The following is an 18,967-nucleotide window of genomic DNA, read 5'->3' as shown; positions in this document are numbered from 1 at the left end:
GCAGATGAGGCGATCTGCGCAGCGGCCTGGCCGCTCGAACATGCGCTGGTGGGTGGCGGGCTTCATGTGGGCCGCGATTGCGATCAACTATATCGATCGCACGGTGCTGTCGGCGGCTGCGCCCAGAATCCAGTCGGAGTTTCATCTGGACGCGATACAGATGGGCATCGTCATGTCGGCGTTCTTCTGGTCATATGCGCTGCTGCAATTGCCCGCGGGCTTGCTCGCCGACCGCTTCGGCCAGAAGAAAGTGCTGGGCTTCGCGGTGCTTTGGTGGTCGATTGCCACCGCAATGACGGGCTTTGCAAGCGGCTTTCGTTCGTTGGTGGGTTTGCGTGTGGCGCTGGGCGTGGGCGAGGCCGGTGCCTATCCCAGCAACGCCGGCATCGCAACGCGCTGGTTCCCTCGCAAGGAGCGTGCGACCGTCGCCGGTATTTTCGACAGCGGTTCGAAGCTCGGCGGCGCAGTGGCCATGCCCCTGATCGCGTGGATGCTGGCGGCGTTCGACTGGAAGATGACCTTCGCGCTCACGGGGCTGCTGGGCGTGGCGTGGTTCGTCGTGTGGCAACTGAGTTTCTCGGATTCGCCTGCCGATCATCGCCGCGTGAGCGCGGCCGAACTCGCGCATATCGAAAGCGACAAGCTCACATCGCGCACGCAACATCCCGCGCGTCCGCAATGGCGCAAGCTGCTGGCGCATCGCAATGTGTGGGCGATGTGCATCGGCTTCTTCATGATCAACTACAACTCGTACTTCTTCATCACGTGGCTGCCCACTTATTTGATGAAGGAGCGCGGCATGAGCGTGCTGCAAATGGGCTGGATGGCCTCATTGCCGCTGCTCGCCTCGATCGTCGTGGAGATTCTCGCGGGCTGGGCCTCCGACCGTGTGTTCGCGAGCGGCAAGCTTTCGCTCACCGCCACGCGCAAGCTCTTTCTCGTCATCGGGCTCGTGATGGCATCCAGCATTGGATTCGCAGCGTTCGCGCAATCGGCCTATGTGGCCGTGCTGCTGCTGTGTATCGCCAAGTCGGGCACGACGGTCGCCGCCTCGCAGGTGTGGGCACTCCCTGGCGACGTCGCGCCGCCCAATGCCGTTTCGATGGTCGCGGGCCTGCAAAACACGGTGTCGAATCTGGGCGGCGTAGTCGGCCCGATCGTCACGGGCGCCATCGTTGGCGCGACCGGCAAGTTCGTGCCCGCGCTGCTGTTCTCGTCGGCGCTGATCGTGATCGCGATCGTCAACTATCTGTTCCTCCTCGGCAAGGTGGAACCCATTCAATTCGACGACTCTTTATCAGTGAGTGACATTCATGGACAAGCAGACCTCCGCGCTTAACCCGTTCAAGGCGGCACTCGCCGCGCGCCGCAAGCAGGTCGGTTTCTGGCTTTCGATGGCCGACCCGTATCTCGCGGAAGTCAGCGCGACGGCAGGCTTCGACTGGCTGCTGATCGACAGCGAGCACGCGCCCAACGACCTGCGCACGATCCTCGCGCAATTGCAGGCCGTCGCGGCCTACCCGGGCGAACCGGTGGTGCGCCCCGTGAATGGCGATCCGGCTTTGCTCAAGCGCCTGCTCGATATCGGCGCGCGCAATCTGCTGGTGCCGATGGTCGATACCGCCGACGAAGCGCGTGCGCTGGTCGCCGCCGTGCGCTATCCGCCGCATGGCATTCGCGGTGTGGGCAGCGCCGTGGGCCGTGCATCGCGCTGGAGCCTGCGCACCGATTATCTCGATGTTTCGGATGACGAAGTGTGTCTGCTGGTGCAGGCCGAAACGACCACTGCGTTGCAGAATCTCGAAGCGATTTGCGCCGTGGACGGCGTCGACGGCGTGTTCATCGGCCCGGCCGATCTCGCGGCTTCGATGGGCTATCGCGGCAAGGCGACCCATCCTGAAGTGCAGCAGGCGATCGACGGCGCGATTCGCACGATCGTCGCTTCCGGCAAGGCCGCGGGCACGCTCACGTCCGACCCGGCGCTCGCGCGTCATTACCTCGAACTCGGCTGCACGTTCGTCGCGACCGGCGTGGACATCCTGATGTTCGCGAACGCGGCGCGCAAGCTTGCGCGCGATTTCGCGGACGTGCGCACGGCAGGCTGAGGGCGCAGCACATAACGACTGAGGAGGAGACACCTCATGAACGACCGTACACAGAATGCCCCTGCGAATACGCCTGTCCAGGCGCTGCGCGAGAACTGGCGCATCATCTTTGCCGCGACGGCGGGATGGGCGCTCGACGCCTTCGATTTCACGATCCTGCTGTTCCTGATTCCCCATCTGGGCAAGGTGTTCAACGTCGGCTTGCCTGCGATGGCGTTCGTTGTAACCGCAACGGGTTTCGCCAAAGTCGCGGGCACGATCGGCTGGGGTTTCGCCGCCGATCGCTTCGGGCGCAAGATCGTGTTCATGGCTGCCGTGCTGTGGTTTTCGTGCGCAGCGGGACTGAGCGGCCTCGCGTGGAGCTACGCGTCGTTCATGGCGATGCGCGTGCTGTTCGGCATCGGCTTTGGCGGCGAGTGGACCGCGTCGGTCGCGCTGCTGATGGAGACCGTGCCCGCGAAGATCCGTCCGCTTGCGTCGGGCATCATGGTCGCGGGCTATGAGTTCGGCTATCTGTTGGCGGCGCTCGCGTTTCACTTCCTGTTTCCGGTGGCGGGATGGCGCTGGATGTTCTTCCTCGGCGTGCTGCCCGCGCTGCTCACGCTGTTCATGCGTCGTGGCGTAGGCGAGTCGCCCGACTGGGAACGCGAGCAGCAACGCAAGGTTCGCCGCAGCGCGCGCGAAGCCTTCATCTTCAATCCGGCCGTGTTGCAGGCGTGGCTTTTTTCGGCGGCGATCAACTTCATGCTGTGGGCCGTGCAGGTGCTGTACCCGACCTTCCTGCTGACCGTTCAGCACCTGGATTCGAGCCAGATATTCCCGTTCGTGATCGCGTATTCGGTGGGTTCGGTGATCGGCAAACCGCTTTCCGGTTATAGCGCGAGCCGCTTCGGCGAACGCCGCACGATCTGCCTGTTTCTTGGCGCGGTGATTCCTTCGACGGTGCTCTACACGCTGGTGCAAAGTCACCTTTTGCTCGGCGTTGGCGCGTTGTGCATGGGCCTGTTCGCCAATGGCCTGTTCGGCATCATGCCGCTCTATCAGTCGCGTCGATTCCCGGTGGAAGGTCGCGCGACCGGCATCGGCATCAGCTATGCGATGACGTCGGTTAGCGTGGTCGCGCCGTATGCGATCGCGCTCGTCGCGCCGTCGCTTGGCCTCAAGTTCGGCATGGCGTCGTTTATCGCAGGCGGCGCGCTGTTGCTGATCGCGATCAGCGTGTTCGATACGTCGCGCTGGATGCCGCGCGGTGAAGCGGACGAAGTCTCCGCACAAGACAGCGAAGGCGAAGCGCCGATGCTGGCGACCGGCAACGCCGCGCGTTGATGTGGTCCATAGCGTAATTACCGGGACATTTCGATGAACACATCCGCACGCCGCTGGGTCAAGCGCCCCGACGATTCCACATGGGGTGACTGGGGCGCCGACGACCAGCTTGGCCGTCTCAACCTGATCACGCCCGAGAAGGTGCGTGAAGGCCTGCGCGAAGTGCACGAAGGCCGTACGTTTTGCCTGAGCCTGCCGCTCGACTGTCCCGGCAATCGCGTGCTGAATCCACGTCGCGCGCCGCCGCGCGTCGAACCGACGATGCGCGGCGACATGCCCAACATGACGTACCCGCTCTCACGCGACAACGCGAGCCTCACCGACGTGATCTGCGACGACACCGTCACGCTCGCCTTGCAATACTCGACGCAGTGGGACAGCCTCGCGCACATGGGCCAATGGTTCGACGCCGACGGCGATGGCCAGCCGGAAATGTGCTTCTACAACGGCTTTCGCGCAGGCGAGGACATTGTCGGGCCGATCGACTACCGCGACGCATCGTTGCCCGCGACCGATCGCGCGCCGGGCGCGTACCGGCTCGGCATCGACAACATGGCCGCCGCCTGCGTGCAGGGTCGCGCTGTGATGGTCGATATCAAGCGGCAGTTCGGCGCGGGGCCGCTGCGCGTGGGCTATCGCGAGTTGATGACGGCGATGCAGGCGCAGAACGTGACGGTCGAGCCGGGCGACATGCTCTGTCTGCGCACCGGCATGGACGAGGCGCTGCTCGACGTTTATCGCACGCAGGACGCAACGGCGCTCGAAGTCGGCTTCGCTGGACTCGATGGCCGCGACCCGGCGCTCAGGCGCTGGATCGTCGAGTCGAACGTGGCCGCGCTCATCTCCGATAACGTAGCCGTCGAATTCCTGCCTGCTGCCCCGAGCGATGACGCGCGCTATCCCTCGCATCCGCTCCATGATCTGTGCCTGTTCCGTCTGGGCGTGCACCTGGGCGAACTCTGGCACCTGAGCGAACTCGCCCACTGGCTGCACGCGCACGGCCGCAATCGCTTCCTGCTCACCGCGCCGCCGCTGCGCTTGCCACGCGCGGTCGGCTCGCCGGTGACGCCGGTCGCCACGGTCTAGGCGCGCGTCGCCGCACACACTCAGAAAACTTAGCCCCACGATTTCGATGTCATGAATTCAGCAAAAGACTTGCCCCGCCCCGATATCAACGCCTTGCTCGCGCTCCAGCGCCGCCTCGCCAGCCAGACGCAGGCGGAGGTCCGCTTCGACGCGGGCACGCGCGCCGCGTATGCATCGGAGGCCTCGAACTACCGGCAGGTGCCGATCGGCATCGTCGTGCCGCGCACGATCGACGACGTGGTCCAAACCATGCGCGCGTGCCGCGAGTCCGATCTGCCGGTGCTCACGCGGGGCGCGGGCACTTCGATGTGCGGGCAATCGGTCAATGCGGCCGTGATCATCGACACGTCGAAATATCTGACGACAATCGAGGCGATCGACGTGGCGGAGCGCGTGGCCACGGTGCAGCCGGGCGTGATCTGCGACCAGCTCAAGGATGCAGCGGCGCAAAAGGGCCTCACCTTCGGGCCGGACCCGGCCACGCATAGCCGCTGCACGCTCGGCGGCATGATCGGCAATAACTCGTGCGGCGCGCATTCGGTGATGGCGGGCAAGACCGCGGAAAACATCGAAGCGCTCGAAGTACTCACCTACGATGGCGAACAGTTCTGGGTCGGCCCGACCGATGCCGACGCGCTGCAAGCGCATCTTGCAGCGGGCGGACGCCGTGCGGAGATCGTTTCGGGCCTGCTTGGCCTCGTCGAGAAATACGGCGACGCGATTCGCGAGGGCTTTCCGAAGCTCAAGCGCCGCGTGTCTGGCTATAGCCTCGATCAGTTGCTGCCCGAAAACGGCTTCAATATCGCGCGTGCGCTCGTGGGCTCCGAAGGCACCTGCGTTTCCGTGCTGCGTGCGAAGACCACGCTTGTGACCAACCCCGTGCATCGTCTGCTCGTGGTGTTCGGATTCCCAACTATCTTCGATGCCGCCGATTGCGTGCCGCAACTGTTGCCGCTGTCGCCAATCGCGATGGAAGGGCTCGACACCGGCATCGTTGGCGGCTTGCGCGAACGCGGCCTCGCATTGGCCGATATCGCCGAACTGCCTGAAGGCAACGCGTGGCTGATGGTCGAATTCGGCGCGACGAACAAACTCGTTGCGATGGAGTTCGCGCAACGCGCGGCGGCGCTCGCCCCTTCGCTGCCGGGCAATCCGTCGGCGCGCCTGGTGGACGACGCGGCGCTCATGAAGCGGCTGTGGTCCGTGCGCGAAACGGGCGCATCGGCGACTTCGATCGGCGACGATATGACGAAGCCCGATCCCGTGGTCGGTTGGGAAGACGCCGCCGTGGAGCCGCGCCATCTGGGCGCGTATCTGCGCGAATTCTCGGCGCTGGTCGAATCGTACGGCTATAAGACCAACATGTACGGCCACTTCGGCGATGGCTGCATCCACTCGCGCATCACGTTCGATCTGCGCAATCCCCAAGGCGTGAATACGTGGCGCGAATTCCTGTTCGACGCGGCGAAGCTCGTCGTGAAGTACGAGGGCTCGCTCTCGGGCGAACATGGCGACGGCCAGGCCAAGGGCGAACTGCTGCATCTGATGTACTCGCCGGAACTGATGGAAGCGTTCCGTGCGTTCAAGGCGATCTGGGACCCGCGCGGGCGCATGAATCCGGGCAAGCTGGTCGATGCGATGCCCGTCGATCAACACCTGCGCCTCGGGCCGACGTACAAGCGCGTCGATGTAAAGAGCCCGTTCACCTTCGGCGATCTCGGCAAGCCCGACACCTTCGCGCGTGCGACCGAACGCTGCATCGGCATGGGCAAGTGCCGCTCGCTGAGCGGCGGCACGATGTGCCCGAGCTATCGCGCGTCGCGCGAAGAGAAGTATTCGACGCGTGGACGTGCGCGCCTGCTGTTCGAACTCCTCAAGGGCGAGGTGATCGAGGACGGCTGGCAGAGCGAAGCCGTGAAGGATTCGCTCGATCACTGTCTCGCGTGCAAGGGTTGCCGCAGCGATTGCCCGACGCATGTGGATATCGCCAAGTACAAGAGCCACTTTCTTTACGAATACCACAAGCACAAACGCCGTCATGTGATGGATGCGATGGTCAGCCGCATCGGCAACTGGCTGCCGGTGGCGACCCATGTGAGCGGTGTCGCGAATGCGCTGATGCGCAATCCGGCATTCCGCAAGGTGAGCGCGAAATTCGGGCTGGCGGAAGACGTGAAATTTCCCGCCATTGCCGCGAAGACGTTCCGCAACGGCGCGCTCGCGAAGCGCCTGCTCGCGCAACCGGCAGATAGCGCGCGCAAGAGCGGCACGCCCGTGCTTCTATGGACCGATACGTTCAACAACGGCTTCACGCCTGACGTAATGGAAGCGGCCGTGCGCGTGCTCGAATCGAAGGGCTTCGCCGTGCGACTGCTGCACAAACACGTGTGCTGCGGACGCCCGATGTACGACGCGGGTTTGCTCGACGAAGCGAAGCGCAACCTGGAAACCATCATGGCGGAGATGGCGGAAGTCATCGACGCACAGTTGCCCGTGGTCGTACTCGAACCGAGTTGTCTCTCAGTGTTCCGCGATGAACTGCGCGCCTTGTTCCCGAACGATCAACGCGCGCACGCGCTCGCCAAAGCGGTGAAGACACTCGCGGAATTGCTTCAGGAGCACGGCGTCACGCTGCCGAAACTCGACGAGGACGTGCATGTGCATGGCCATTGCCACCAGAAAGCCTGCGGCGGGATGAAGGCCGAAACGGCACTGCTCAAGCAGGCGACGAGCAAAGGCACGGTGCTGCCCACGGGTTGTTGCGGTATGGCGGGCGCTTATGGGTATCACAAGAAGACGGCGGACCTCGCGAAGAAAGTCGCGCAGTCGGAACTCGTGCCCGTGATCGACGCGCTGCAAGAGAACGCGGTGATTGTGAGTGATGGTTTTAGCTGCCGCTCGCAGATTCGCAATACGACGGGCCGCGAAGCGCTGCATCTCGCGCAGTGGCTCGATCGTCAGCGCGACGAAGTGCAAGCCGAGACAGCTTCGCTGGAAGAACCGGTCGCGTCGAATCCCTAAAGATTCGGGCGCTGAAAATGGATTATCGAAAGGAGAGCGAAGTGAGTCTGGAGTTGACGCGAGGCGAACTGCTTCGACAAGAGAATTTCATCGACGGCAAGTGGATTGCCGCCTCTGGAAACCACCGCTTCGCGGTGACGAATCCGGCCACTCAGGCCACGCTCGCGCAAGTCGCGAACAGCACGGCCGCCGACGCGCGTGCGGCCACCGACGCCGCCTCGCGCGCGCTTCCCGCATGGCGCGACAAGCTGCCTCGCGAACGCGCGCATTTCCTGAACCGCTGGCACGCGCTCATCGTTGAGAACACCGAGGACCTTGCGCGCCTGATGTCGATGGAGCAGGGCAAACCGCTGGCGGAAGCGCGCGGCGAAGTGGCCTATGGCGCGTCGTACGTGGCGTGGTTTGCCGAAGAAGCGACGAAGATCTACGGCGACATCATTCCGCAGACGCAGCGCGGCAAGCGCATGACCGCCATCAAGGAGCCGATCGGCGTGGTGGCCGCGATCACGCCGTGGAATTTCCCGCTCGCCATGATCGCTCGCAAGATTGCGCCCGCGCTCGCAGCCGGTTGCACGGTCGTGGCCAAGCCCGCCGAAGATACGCCGCTCACGGCGCTCGCGCTCGCCGCGCTGGCGCAGGAAGCGGGCTTGCCCGACGGCGTGCTCAACATGATCTCGGCCGCGCGCGACGAAGGCATCGCAGCCGTTGCGGACTGGCTCGCAGACGAGCGCGTGCGCAAGATCACCTTCACGGGCTCGACGGCGGTGGGCAAGCATCTTGCACGCGAGTCGGCGGGCACGCTCAAGAAGCTCTCGCTTGAACTCGGCGGCAACGCGCCGTTCATCGTGTTCGACGACGCCGATCTCGATGCGGCGGTCACGGGCCTGATGGCGGCCAAGTTCCGCAATGGCGGTCAAACCTGTGTGTGCCCGAACCGGATCTACGTTCATGAGTCGGTCTACGAGCGATTCGGCGATCTTTTGGCGAAGTGCGTGGGCGCACTGCATGTTGGCCCCGCGACGGATGCGAAGTCGCAGATCGGCCCGATGATCAACGAACGCGCGATCGAGAAGATCGCGAAGCATGTGGACGATGCCGTGGCGCACGGCGCGCGCGTGCTGGTTGGCGGCAAGCGGCTCGAAGAACTCGGCCCGAATTACTATGCGCCCACGGTGCTCGCCGACGCAACCGATCGCATGGTGCTGTGCTGTGAGGAAACGTTCGGCCCTGTTGCGCCGCTGTTCCGCTTCACTGACGAAGACGAAGTGATACGGATTGCGAACGATACGCCGTTTGGTCTTGCGGCTTACTTCTACTCGAACGACGTGCGCCGTATCGATCGGGTTGCGCGCAAGCTTGAAGCGGGCATCGTCGGGATCAACGAGGGCGCGGTCGCCAGCGAAGCGGCGCCGTTCGGCGGCGTGAAGGAGTCGGGTTACGGGCGCGAGGGCTCGAAGTACGGTCTCGACGATTATCTGAGCATCAAGTATCTGTGCCAGGGCGGCCTCGATTGATCTGATGGCCTTATGCGGGGCGCTGGTTGCCGGAAAGGGCCCCGCATTTCGCTTACGACTGCAAGCCAGACGCTAAAGCTGGTGCCGATTATTGCCGTTATCGGAACTATCCTCTCGACTCTTCGGCGTTCGCCGGCACCCGCAGCATGCGCAATGTAACCGTTCGGGCCAGCTTGCTGGCTGTCCTCGCGATTTTCTCGACGATGATTCTGCTGGGTGGCCTGGTGGGCATCGCGGCGCTTCATGGTGCGAATAGCCAGACTCAGTCGTTGCGAGAAATGGCGCGTCAGACCATTCTCGTCAACGATGCCTACAAAGACACCGCCCGCACTCGCTCGGCGCTGATGCGCGCCTACACGGCGCTCAAGGAACGCAACGACGCCGCCGGGCGCGACGCCGCGCTCAAGAGCGCGCAGCGCACGCTCGATCTTTCCGCAAACGAGACGCAGGCATTCCAGAATGCGGCGCCGTTCGATGGCATGGACGCCACGCTCAAGGCGAAGCTGCTCGATTCGGCGCGGCAACTCGCCACGAATCTCGCTGGCGCGCGCGACGCACTCGCAAGCGGCGATACCACCGCTTACGCGACGCTCAACGACACGACGATCACCGCTTCAGGTGCCGCCTACTCGGCAGACGTGGAGAAGTTCCAGCAGCTAGCGAACCAGTTGTCCGAAGCGGGGTTGGCGAGCGCCAACACGCAATATCAATGGATTGTCGGCATGGTGGTGCTGGGTGTCGGTCTTGCGCTGGCGCTGGTCGTGGCCACGCATTTCGCGCTGCGCCGTGTGGTCTCGGCACCGCTCGCGCTAGCTGCAGACGTGCTCGACCGCATCGCCTCGAACGACCTCACGGTACGTGTTCCGCCGGCAAGCGGCAACGAAATCGGCCTGCTTTTCGCGGCGATGCAACGCATGCAGTCGGGACTCACGCAAACCGTGAGCGGCGTGCGCGATAGCTGCGAAGCGATCCATACCGCCGCGCGCGAGATCGCGGCGGGCAATCTCGATCTGTCGAGCCGCACGGAAGAACAGTCGGCCTCGCTCGAGGAAACGGCGGCGAGCATGGAGCAACTCACCTCGACGGTGCGCCAGAACGCCGAGCACGCGCGCGAGGCCAGCACGCTCGCGGGTGGCGCGGCCGACCTCGCGCAGCAGGGCGGCGAAGTCGTGAGCCGTGCCGTACGCACCATGGCGGAGATCAGCGCAAGCTCCAGGAAGATTGCGGAAATCACCGGCATGATCGATAGCATCGCGTTTCAGACGAATATTCTTGCGCTCAACGCAGCGGTGGAATCGGCGCGTGCGGGAGAACAGGGGCGTGGCTTTGCGGTGGTGGCGGGCGAAGTGCGCACGCTCGCGCAGCGTAGCGCGGGCGCGGCGCGCGACATCAAGCAACTGATCGGCCAATCGATTGAACGCGTAGAGAGCGGCAACGCACTCGTGACGCAGGCAGGCAACACGATGGGCGAGATCGTCGGCGCCGTGCGCAACGTCGCGACGCTGATGGGCGAAATCACGACCGCCACCGCCGAGCAAAGCGATGGTATCGAGCAGGTTGGGCATGCGGTCAGCCAGATGGATCAGGTGACGCAGCAGAATGCGGCACTGGTCGAAGAGGCGGCCGCCGCTGCTAGCGCACTCGAAGCGCAGTCGCAGCGTATGCGTGAAGCGGTGTCGGTCTTTCGTCTTGCGCGTGCATAAACGCGCAGGCGAATACGAGAGCCGGTAACGGGAGTTCAATCCAGCGACGATTGCGCCGATGCGGCAACCACAGCAGTTGCTGCATCGGCGCACGCGTTTAGATTGCGAATTTAATCGGTCATCCTTATTGATCTAAACGATATCGATTTCGTAAATCGATATTGGCGCACGCATTCGCGTCGCGCCACTATTTCCCTGTGCCGGTCAGGATCACTTCGAAGCGCACCAGACCGCGCGCCCGCGTACGGATTCGCCGTTAGCAAACGGCCAGCATCCAACGCTCACTCACAACCGCAAGATGATCGCAGCAGGCATGACGCCGGCCGGCAGACGGTTCGCGTATGTGTCGCTGCCGGAGGCATCGCCTTGAGTACCGTACTCGAATACGACACAGCGCACGCGTCGCCAGATCAACAACGCAGTCAAGCCACACCGCTGCTCACCGAAGCGCTGCTCGAACGCGTTGGCGCGCGCGCGGCGAACTACGATCGCGATAACGCCTTCTTCGCCGAAGATCTCGAAGAACTCAAGGCGGCCGGATTCCTGCGGGCAAGCGTGCCGCGCGAACTGGGCGGACTGGGGCTGACGCTGCCGCAACTCGTGCGCGAGCAGATTCGTCTTGCGTATCGCGCCCCCGCTACGGCGCTCGCACTGAACATGCATCTTTACTGGGCCGGCGCAGCGCTTTATCTATGGCGCCGAGGCGACCGCAGCGCCGAGTGGATTCTGCGCGAGATCGGCGTGGGCCGCGTATTCGCAGCCGGGCACGGCGAACCGGGTAACGACGCAGGCCTCGCCGATTCGACGGTCAAGGCAACGCCGCTGCCGGGCGGGGCATGGCGTTTCGACGGCCACAAGATCCTCACTTCGTTGGCGCCGGCCTGGGACTGGCTCGGCATTCATGGCCGCGACGATAGCGACCCGGCCAATCCGCGCATCGTCCATGCCTTCATTCGCCGCAGCGCAGAAGGCCATCGCACGGATCAAACATGGGATGCGCTAGGGCTGCGCGCGACCCGTAGCGACGACACGTGGCTCGAAGGCGTCATCGCGCAGCCCGAGCACGTGACGCGTATCCTGCCGGCCGGACCGCCCGACGATCCCTTCGTGGACGGCATTCTTGGCGCGGTGCTGCCGGGTCTCGGCGCGGTGTACTACGGCATTGCGAAGCGCGCGTTCGACCTGGCGCTGGAAGCGGCGGGTAGCCGCCGCTCGCTCGCGCTTGGCGGCCGGACTCACGCGTTCAAACCGCTCACCCAGGCGCACGTGGCCCAGGCGGCAATCGAACTGGAGAGCATCGAAGCCTTGCTCGAACGCACGGCGCAACGCTGGTGGCAGGGTTATGCCCCAGGCGAGCCGTGGCTTGCGCAACTGCTGGCGACCAAACAGCACGCCGTGGATGGTGCATTGCGTGTCGTGAACCTGGCCTTGCAGGTGGGCGGAGCGGCTTCGCTGTCGCGCCGCAACGAACTGGAGCGTTTGTTCCGCGATGTGCGTGCAGGCGCTTTTCACCCGCCTAACAGCGATGCAACGCTCGAATTGATCGGGCAGTCATGGTTGGGCGTGCTGGGCGCAGTATGAACGACGTGCTGTCGAAGTCATTCGCATTCGATCACGCCTCTTCGTGACGGCGTTCGCCGTCTATTCATTCTCCTCAAAGGAGTTTCGAACGTGTCTGCTGTTATTGCTCAAAACGGCGCCGCGCAGCGCCCTACCAGGCCAACTGTCACGCTTCATGAAACGGAGCACGAACCGCTATCGCGCCTCGGCGTGCCCGACGAAGCCTCGTTGCCTGCGCACGTCGCACAGCTTTACGACAAATTCCGTCGCCACTATGGCTTCGTGCCGAATTGGCTCGCGGCGCTCGCCATCAATCCCGATACCGCATATCGGCTCGTGACGTTCTACGAGCATCTGTTCGATCCCAATCGCAGTCATCTCACGGCGGCCGAACGCGAGCTCATCGCAGTCGTGACTTCAGCGGCTAATCATTGCAGCTACTGCGTGTTCAACCATACCCAGGCGCTGGCGGTTGCACTCGATGACGCCGTACGCGCGCAGCGCATTGCTCACGGCTTTCACCACGTGCGCCTCACGCCGAAGGAAACGGCACTCGCGCAGTTGGCGCAACAACTGACGCTCGATCCGACGTCGGTGGGCGAGGATGTATTGCAGTCGCTCGCGGAGATCGGGTTCACGCGTGAAACGGTCGTCGAGATCCTGGAGATCACCGCGTTCTTCAACTACGCAAACCGGCTGACCATTGCACTGAACGTCGTGCCTGACGATCAGTTCTTCGCGAAAAATTAATCGCGGGGAGGGCGCTTGCGCGAGCCACGGATTCACATGGCCGGGCAAGCGCCGCCAATTCGCGCGGATTCTCCCTTCACCCGCGCAGCCACTAGCCCGTGACCCGTCTGCCAGCGGCGCTCGCGATCAGCCGCTCCGTTGCAATCTCCGACATCCCCTCCGTCATCTTCGCGATGCGCTCGCTGATGCGAGTCGCCTCGGCCTGTAGCCATTGCGCGATTGTTGCGATTCGCTCGGGCTGCATGCGGTCGGTGACCGCCGCGATGCCGATCGAAGCGTGCGAGGGTCGGCCCGCCATCGTGAGGATCGGCACGGCCACCGCGGACATCCCCTGAATCACGCCACCATTGTTGATCGCATAGCCGCGTCTGCGCGTGGCCTCGATCTCTTCGTACACGCGTGACGCGCTCAGACCGGGGTAGTTCTTGAAGCGCTCGCCATTATTGGCGACCACGAGTTGCGTTTCCTCGTCGGGCAGGCTTGCAAGCAGCGCCATACCGTTTGCGCCTGCGCCCAGCGGCCGCCTGTCGCCGACATCGAGCGTGAGCACCTTGATCGGAAAGCCGCCCTCCACGCGATCCACGCAGACGGCGTCGTAGCCGGCGCGCACCGTGAGGAACGCGGAGTCGTCGGTTTGCTGCGCGATGCGCTTCATCGACTCGTGCGCGATCTCGGCGATACCGAACCGGTTGATCGCCCCCGAGCCCAGCACATACAGATCGAAGCCCAGATAAAACGAGGCCGTTTCTTCGTCCTGCTCGACGAGGCCGGCTTGCACGAGCGAAGCCAGCAGCCGATGCGTGGTGGCTTTGCTCAGGTCGGTCGCGCGCGCGACGTCGATGAGACGCAGTCCTTGCACGCCGCCCTTGCGCAGCGCCCAGAGCACCGAGCAGGCGCGCTCCAGTCCTTGATTGCCCACGCCATCGCTTGTCTTGTCGGTCATCGCGTACCTGATCGGAGTTGGTTTCAGTGAGTGAAACCTAAGTTACCAGTTAACCCGCAAAGGGGCAAATTTCTCTGGAACATGGGAAATCAAGTCCATAGAATTCCGTTCAATGGAACCACGGTTCCAAATAATTTGAAACCTGAGGCGCGCGGCGCGCGCCTTTTCGAATGGAAACCTGAACATGATTTCGATGAGCGGCGGGGCGGCACTCGTGCGGTTGCTGGCCCCGGAGCGGGTGCCTTTTGTATTCGGCGTGGCGGGCGGCAAGCTGGTGCAGTTCATGCGCGCGCTGGCGCAGCAAGACGCGATCCGCTATGTCGGGACGCGTCATGAAGCGGCGGGCGGTCATATGGCGGCCGCCGTGTATGCCGCAACCGGTCGCATGGCAGTGGCGATGGGCGAGGTGGGGCCGGGTGCCGGTAATCTGCTCGCTGCCGTGGCCAGCGCCTACAACAACAACGTGCCGATGCTGGCCTTGACCTCGAATAATCAGCAGTGCGCGAGCTATCCGGGGCGCGGCATGCTGATGGAGATGGATACGGCGGCCGTGTTCCGTCCGGTGACGAAGTGGAACGCTGTCGTGCACGATGCCCGCCGCCTGCCGGAACTGGTGCGCACGGCGTTTCGCGAAGCGCTCACGGGGCGTCCCGGGCCGGTGCATCTGGACGTGCCGCAGGACGTGCTCAACCGCATCCACGAATTCGACGAAGCGGTGTTCGAGATGCCGCCTTCGCGCTACCGGGTGCTTTCGGCGGGCGGTGCCGCGCCTGAGCAGATCGACGAAGCCGCGCAACTTTTGCTCGGCGCGCGGCGAGTTCTGGTGGTGGCGGGCGGCGGCGCGTCGATGGCCGACGCCTCCGGCGAATTGCGCGCCCTGACCCACGCGCTGGGCGCGGCGGCAACCGCGACGCAAATGGGCATCGGCGCGATCGATTCCGAGGCGCCAGGGTTCGTCGGCCACGGTGGCGTGATCGGCGGTCCGGCCATCGTGCAGGCATTCGCCGAGGCCGATGTGATCCTCGCCGTGGGTTGTCGCTTCTCGTCGTGGCTGTGGAACGAACACGGTGCGATGGTGCGCCCCGACCAGAAGCTCATTCACGTCGATAGCGACCCGGGCATCATCGGCCGCAATGCCGATATCGCGCTCGGCATCGTGGGTGACGCCAAAGTGGTGACTCGCCAACTCGTCGCGGCGCTGGGCAAGGGCCGGGGCGCAGCCGATCCCGCGTGGCTCGACAATCTGGCGCACAACTGGCGCGCTTATCGCGAGCAACTGCATGCGCTGGCCGCGAGCCCGCCGTCCGCCGCCGGCCTCATGCATCCCGCCGCGTTGGCCGCCGCAGTCGGCGAGGCGCTGCCGCATGACGCGCTGGCGACTTTCGATGGCGGTCATACGTCTTTCTGGAGCAACGACCTCACGCCCGCCCGTGCGCCGCGCACGCGCTTTCACGAACCGGGTATGGCGCAACTGGGTTTCGGGCTACCGGCCGCGCTCGCGCTCAAGCTCGCGTTCCCGGATCGGCCCGTGTTCAACCTGACTGGCGATGGCGCGTTCGGCTTCTCCATTGCGGAACTCGATACGGCGCGCCGTTATGGCCTGAACGTCATCAATGTGGTCCACAACAACAGCGCGTGGGGCGTGATCCGCGCCGGGCAGCAGCGCAATGAGTTCGAGCTGGGTTGTGAGTTGGGCGGCACCGAATACGCGCGCATTGCCGAGGGCTTCGGCTGTCATGGCGAAATCGTCACGTCGATCGAACAGTTGCCCCACGCGCTTGAACGCGCGATGACGAGCGGTTTGCCCGCCGTACTGGATTGCCGTGTGAGCTTCGAACCGCATCCGAGCTTTGCTGCGTTTGGCCGCAGCACGTCGCTGGGCATGCACGCCAAATCCTGACGCACCGCTCGCGAGCACCGCGACGCGATGGTTTCAATTTGATTCGCACTACAAAAAGACGGACGGAAGCAGGCACGCCATAAAAACGCAGTCATTAGAGACAGAGGTTGGAGGAGACACATGAAAAAAACCTTGCTGGCATTGAGCCTCGCCGCCGCGTTGGCGGCGAGCGCGGGCACGGCCTTCGCGCAACAGACACCGGATGCATCGCCTGCCGTCAAGCTGGCGCAGGGCGCGACCAGCGTGCCGGGCCTGAACGAAAATAGCGGCGCACCCACAGGCACGCCGCCGCAGATTGCCGCGCGGCCGAGCGATCGCGATCTGCTGCCGTTTGCCGCCACGCTCAACGGCCTGGGCATCGACATGCATGCGCTGTTGCTGAACTTCTTCATGACCAATCCGAGCACCGGTGTGAACACCGGGCGCACGGGCAACAGCGGCATCCTGATCCTGGGCAGCGACGTCGATCTGGGTAAGCTCGCGGGCCTGAACGGCGGCTTCTTCCATATCGAAGAAGCGTTTTTCGTGTTCAAGCACAACGTGGGCTCGGCGCCCAATTCGTTCGCGGGCGATGTGGGCAGCTATATGGCGGGCCAGCCGTTTCCGAACAACACGCCGCCCAATTACCTTTCGTTGCTCACCTACGAGCAACATCTGATGGGCGATCGCCTGCAACTGGAAGCGGGCCGCATGAACGCCTCGCGCTATTTCGAGTTGCAGAACTGCGAGAACATCGCGACCTGTCTCGACCCGATCGCGCAATTCACGGCCGACATCGCGCCGCCGCCGTTCGCGACCTGGGGCGGGCGCGCGAAGTATCTCTTCAACGACAAGCAGTTCGCGCAGTTCGGCGTCTTCGAGGACCACTTCAGCGAGGTGAACACGCAGGGCTGGGACTGGACCACGCGCAACGCCACCGGTGCGCTCATCATGGGCGAGTACGGCTATCGCAGCAGCTTCGCGAATGCGCGCTTTCCGTTCAGCTACGAGTTGATCGGCTTCTACAACACCTCGAACCAGAGCGATCCCGCCTATGGCGCATTCGGCCGCTCTAAGGTGCTGTTTCCGGGCAATCCGGCCGATACGCGGCGCGGGACGGGCGGCGCGATGTTCCGCTGGCAGAAGTTCGTCTGGCGCGACGACGATGGCGCCACCGCCGATCTCGCGCCGCGCAGCCTGGCGTTGTTCGGCACCGTCTCGGGCACCCCCGATCCGATGCAGCCGTACCGGGCCTATGCGGAGGTGGGCACGACGCTGTTCGCACCGTTCGCGCACCGGCCGTTCGATCGCATCAGCGCGAAGGTGAGCTATGTGCGCGTGGGCGGTCACGAGCTGGACTTCCAGCAAGATGCCCGCGCGGTCTCCGGCGGCCCCGACGTGCGCACCTCGCCCAACGAGTTCCGCCTCGAAATCGACGGACACTTCGCGATCGCGAAAGCGGTTGCGCTGGAGCCGATGGTGCAGTACATCGTCAATCCGGACACGTTCAACAACCCGTTCTCGGCGCATGTGCCGCACAGCGGCTTTGTCGTGGGCGTGACGCTGATTGCATCGCTTGGCGACCTGCTTGGCATCTCGATGCCGCCGCCGCACTGAGCGCGGCGCGCATCGCAAACGTATAGAACGCGCCCGCAGCGGGCGCACCTTATTCCTTGATCGACAGGTTCATCCAGCCATGACACGCAATTCCGCACCTTGGGGCGTCGTAGCGATTCTGTTCGCGACCTTCGGCACGCTCATGCTCGACCGTATGTCGCAACTCTTCCTCGGGCCGTATCTCGTCGAGGCCATGCATCTCACGCAAGCGCAGATCGGGCTGCTCGCCTCGGTGGTCGGGGTGTGCTGGGCGATTTCCGCGCTGGTGTTCGGCGCGGTGTCGGACCGCTTCGGCCGGCGGGCCGTACTGATTCCCGCCGTGCTGGTGTTTTCGGCGTGCTCCTGGCTGTCGGGTCTCGCCAACGACTTCGGGCAGTTGCTCGCCATCCGCGCGCTGCTCGGCCTCGCGGAAGGACCGTGCTACTGCGTGATCATGGCGCTTGCGGAAGCCTATGCGCGCGGCGACGCGCGTGGGCGCACCGTGGGCATCGTCAACAGTGCAGGCGCGCTGGTGGGCTCGGCCATTGCGCCCGTGTTCACGACGCAGGTGGCGAGTGCTTTCGGCTGGCGCTGGGGCTTTTTCGCGGCGGGCATCCCGGGTCTCGTGCTGGCCGTGCTGATCTGGGTCTTCGTGCACGAACCGGCACACGTCGAACGCGGCGCGCGCGAACGCCTTGGGTTCGGCGAATACCGGCTGCTGCTCACCAATCGCAATCTCTGGTGTTGCCTTGTCGCGAACTTCGGCCTTGCCACCTATATCTTCGCGTTCAGCGTGTTCTCGCCGCTCTATATCACGCAGCGCATGGGGCAGGCGCCGACCGTGGCCGGCTTTCTGCTTGGCGCCTCGGGGCTGGGCGGGTTTTTGTGGAGCTTCTTCGGCACGGGGCTGTCCGACCGGATCGGCCGCAGGAAGACCGTGTTGGGCGCGGCATTGCTCTGTTGCCTGCAACCGTTGCTGTTCATGTACTCGCCGCTCTACCAAAGCCCCTGGTTGCTGGCTGCGCTCGCGCTGGCGACGATGGCCGCGCCTGCATGCGCCGCATTGATGATGGTGCTGATTCCGGTCGAGAGCGTACCGGGACGCTTCGCAGCGGCGGCGATCGGCTTTGCCGGGCTAGGTACGGACTTCCTGGGCGGCACGGTCTCGCCCGCACTCGGCGGTGGTCTGGCGCAACGCTTCGGACTGGGTGCGCCGATGATGCTCTCGCTGGCGGGTGCTTTGCTGCTGTTTGCGATGGCGCTGCTGCTACGGATGTCGGCTAGCGCACAAGCCGCGACGGTCGACGAGGGACGTCTGCTGGAGGGCTAAGTCGCCTTTCCGCAAAAAATATATACAAAACTAGAGAAATCGACAAACTATGTCTTGAGTCAGCGGATCTAGCGCGAACGCACTCCCGCCCGCGCCGAATGGCGCGCGCGGGAGTGAGGACAAAGCAGGGAGACAAAGCGCCAGGCCGGACGGC

13 protein-coding genes are annotated in these 18,967 nt (G+C 64.2%); 12 read left to right on the top strand and 1 reads right to left on the bottom strand.

Features of this window, described 5'->3' with window-relative positions; all coding sequences use genetic code 11:
* Positions 1-4 precede the first annotated feature (4 nt).
* From U5782_RS32505 to U5782_RS32465, 9 genes are all read left to right on the top strand, one after another.
* Positions 5-1,339, top strand: a complete 1,335-nt coding sequence (locus U5782_RS32505; RefSeq protein ID WP_322047983.1) for an MFS transporter — start codon at positions 5-7, stop codon at positions 1,337-1,339.
* Entirely contained in the window at positions 1,314-2,105 is a 792-nt protein-coding gene (hpaI, locus tag U5782_RS32500) for a 4-hydroxy-2-oxoheptanedioate aldolase (RefSeq protein WP_322047982.1), read from the top strand. The genes U5782_RS32505 and hpaI overlap by 26 nt, the downstream gene beginning before the upstream one ends.
* A 36-nt stretch (positions 2,106-2,141) precedes the next feature.
* Positions 2,142-3,431: an MFS transporter gene (locus U5782_RS32495; RefSeq protein WP_322047981.1), complete on the top strand. Its 1,290-nt coding sequence runs from the start codon at positions 2,142-2,144 to the stop codon at positions 3,429-3,431.
* Between the two features lie 33 nt (positions 3,432-3,464).
* Positions 3,465-4,517, top strand: a complete 1,053-nt coding sequence (locus U5782_RS32490; protein WP_322047980.1) for a cyclase family protein — start codon at positions 3,465-3,467, stop codon at positions 4,515-4,517.
* 51 nt (positions 4,518-4,568) lie between these two features.
* Positions 4,569-7,538 carry an FAD-binding and (Fe-S)-binding domain-containing protein gene (locus U5782_RS32485; protein ID WP_322047979.1) on the top strand — a complete coding sequence of 990 codons (2,970 nt, stop codon included), beginning with the start codon at positions 4,569-4,571 and terminating at the stop codon, positions 7,536-7,538.
* A 17-nt stretch (positions 7,539-7,555) separates the two neighbouring features.
* Positions 7,556-9,052: an NAD-dependent succinate-semialdehyde dehydrogenase gene (locus U5782_RS32480; protein WP_322047978.1), complete on the top strand. Its 1,497-nt coding sequence runs from the start codon at positions 7,556-7,558 to the stop codon at positions 9,050-9,052.
* A 146-nt stretch (positions 9,053-9,198) separates the two neighbouring features.
* Complete coding sequence (locus U5782_RS32475) at positions 9,199-10,755, top strand: methyl-accepting chemotaxis protein (RefSeq protein WP_322047977.1); 1,557 nt, start codon at positions 9,199-9,201, stop codon at positions 10,753-10,755.
* A 366-nt stretch (positions 10,756-11,121) separates the two neighbouring features.
* Positions 11,122-12,336, top strand: coding sequence for an acyl-CoA dehydrogenase family protein (locus U5782_RS32470; RefSeq protein ID WP_322047976.1), 1,215 nt, complete (start codon positions 11,122-11,124; stop codon positions 12,334-12,336).
* Between the two features lie 90 nt (positions 12,337-12,426).
* On the top strand, positions 12,427-13,065 hold the full coding sequence (locus tag U5782_RS32465; RefSeq protein ID WP_322047975.1) for a peroxidase-related enzyme: 639 nt from the start codon (positions 12,427-12,429) through the stop codon (positions 13,063-13,065).
* A gap of 91 nt (positions 13,066-13,156) precedes the next feature.
* Here the strand turns inward: U5782_RS32465 and U5782_RS32460 are convergent, their stop codons facing one another.
* The gene (locus U5782_RS32460) at positions 13,157-14,008 is read right to left on the bottom strand and encodes an IclR family transcriptional regulator (protein ID WP_322047974.1); all 852 of its coding nucleotides are present in this window, start codon (positions 14,006-14,008) and stop codon (positions 13,157-13,159) included.
* Between the two features lie 184 nt (positions 14,009-14,192).
* Between U5782_RS32460 and U5782_RS32455 the strand changes: the two genes are divergently transcribed.
* From U5782_RS32455 to U5782_RS32445, 3 genes are all read left to right on the top strand, one after another.
* Positions 14,193-15,908, top strand: a complete 1,716-nt coding sequence (locus U5782_RS32455; RefSeq protein WP_322047973.1) for a thiamine pyrophosphate-binding protein — start codon at positions 14,193-14,195, stop codon at positions 15,906-15,908.
* A gap of 120 nt (positions 15,909-16,028) precedes the next feature.
* Positions 16,029-17,504, top strand: coding sequence for a carbohydrate porin (locus U5782_RS32450; RefSeq protein ID WP_322047972.1), 1,476 nt, complete (start codon positions 16,029-16,031; stop codon positions 17,502-17,504).
* Positions 17,505-17,583: 79 nt separating this feature from the next.
* Complete coding sequence (locus U5782_RS32445; protein ID WP_322047971.1) at positions 17,584-18,813, top strand: MFS transporter; 1,230 nt, start codon at positions 17,584-17,586, stop codon at positions 18,811-18,813.
* Positions 18,814-18,967: the final 154 nt, after the last annotated feature.

The organism is Paraburkholderia sp. J67, assembly GCF_905220265.1.
Classification (GTDB): domain Bacteria; phylum Pseudomonadota; class Gammaproteobacteria; order Burkholderiales; family Burkholderiaceae; genus Paraburkholderia.
Note: the sequence above shows the minus strand (reverse complement) of the source record. Positions and strands in the feature narration are given on the sequence as shown.

Excerpts from the sequence above, each read along its gene's own strand:
- U5782_RS32445 (WP_322047971.1), top strand. The coding sequence starts at position 17,584 with ATGACACGCAATTCCGCACCTTGGGGCGTCGTAGCGATTCTGTTCGCG.
- hpaI (WP_322047982.1), top strand. The coding sequence starts at position 1,314 with ATGGACAAGCAGACCTCCGCGCTTAACCCGTTCAAGGCGGCACTCGCC.
- U5782_RS32495 (WP_322047981.1), top strand. The coding sequence starts at position 2,142 with ATGAACGACCGTACACAGAATGCCCCTGCGAATACGCCTGTCCAGGCG.
- U5782_RS32450 (WP_322047972.1), top strand. The coding sequence starts at position 16,029 with ATGAAAAAAACCTTGCTGGCATTGAGCCTCGCCGCCGCGTTGGCGGCG.
- U5782_RS32505 (WP_322047983.1), top strand. The coding sequence starts at position 5 with ATGAGGCGATCTGCGCAGCGGCCTGGCCGCTCGAACATGCGCTGGTGG.
- U5782_RS32460 (WP_322047974.1), bottom strand. The coding sequence starts at position 14,008 with ATGACCGACAAGACAAGCGATGGCGTGGGCAATCAAGGACTGGAGCGC.
- U5782_RS32485 (WP_322047979.1), top strand. The coding sequence starts at position 4,569 with ATGAATTCAGCAAAAGACTTGCCCCGCCCCGATATCAACGCCTTGCTC.
- U5782_RS32490 (WP_322047980.1), top strand. The coding sequence starts at position 3,465 with ATGAACACATCCGCACGCCGCTGGGTCAAGCGCCCCGACGATTCCACA.
- U5782_RS32455 (WP_322047973.1), top strand. The coding sequence starts at position 14,193 with ATGATTTCGATGAGCGGCGGGGCGGCACTCGTGCGGTTGCTGGCCCCG.
- U5782_RS32475 (WP_322047977.1), top strand. The coding sequence starts at position 9,199 with ATGCGCAATGTAACCGTTCGGGCCAGCTTGCTGGCTGTCCTCGCGATT.
- U5782_RS32480 (WP_322047978.1), top strand. The coding sequence starts at position 7,556 with ATGGATTATCGAAAGGAGAGCGAAGTGAGTCTGGAGTTGACGCGAGGC.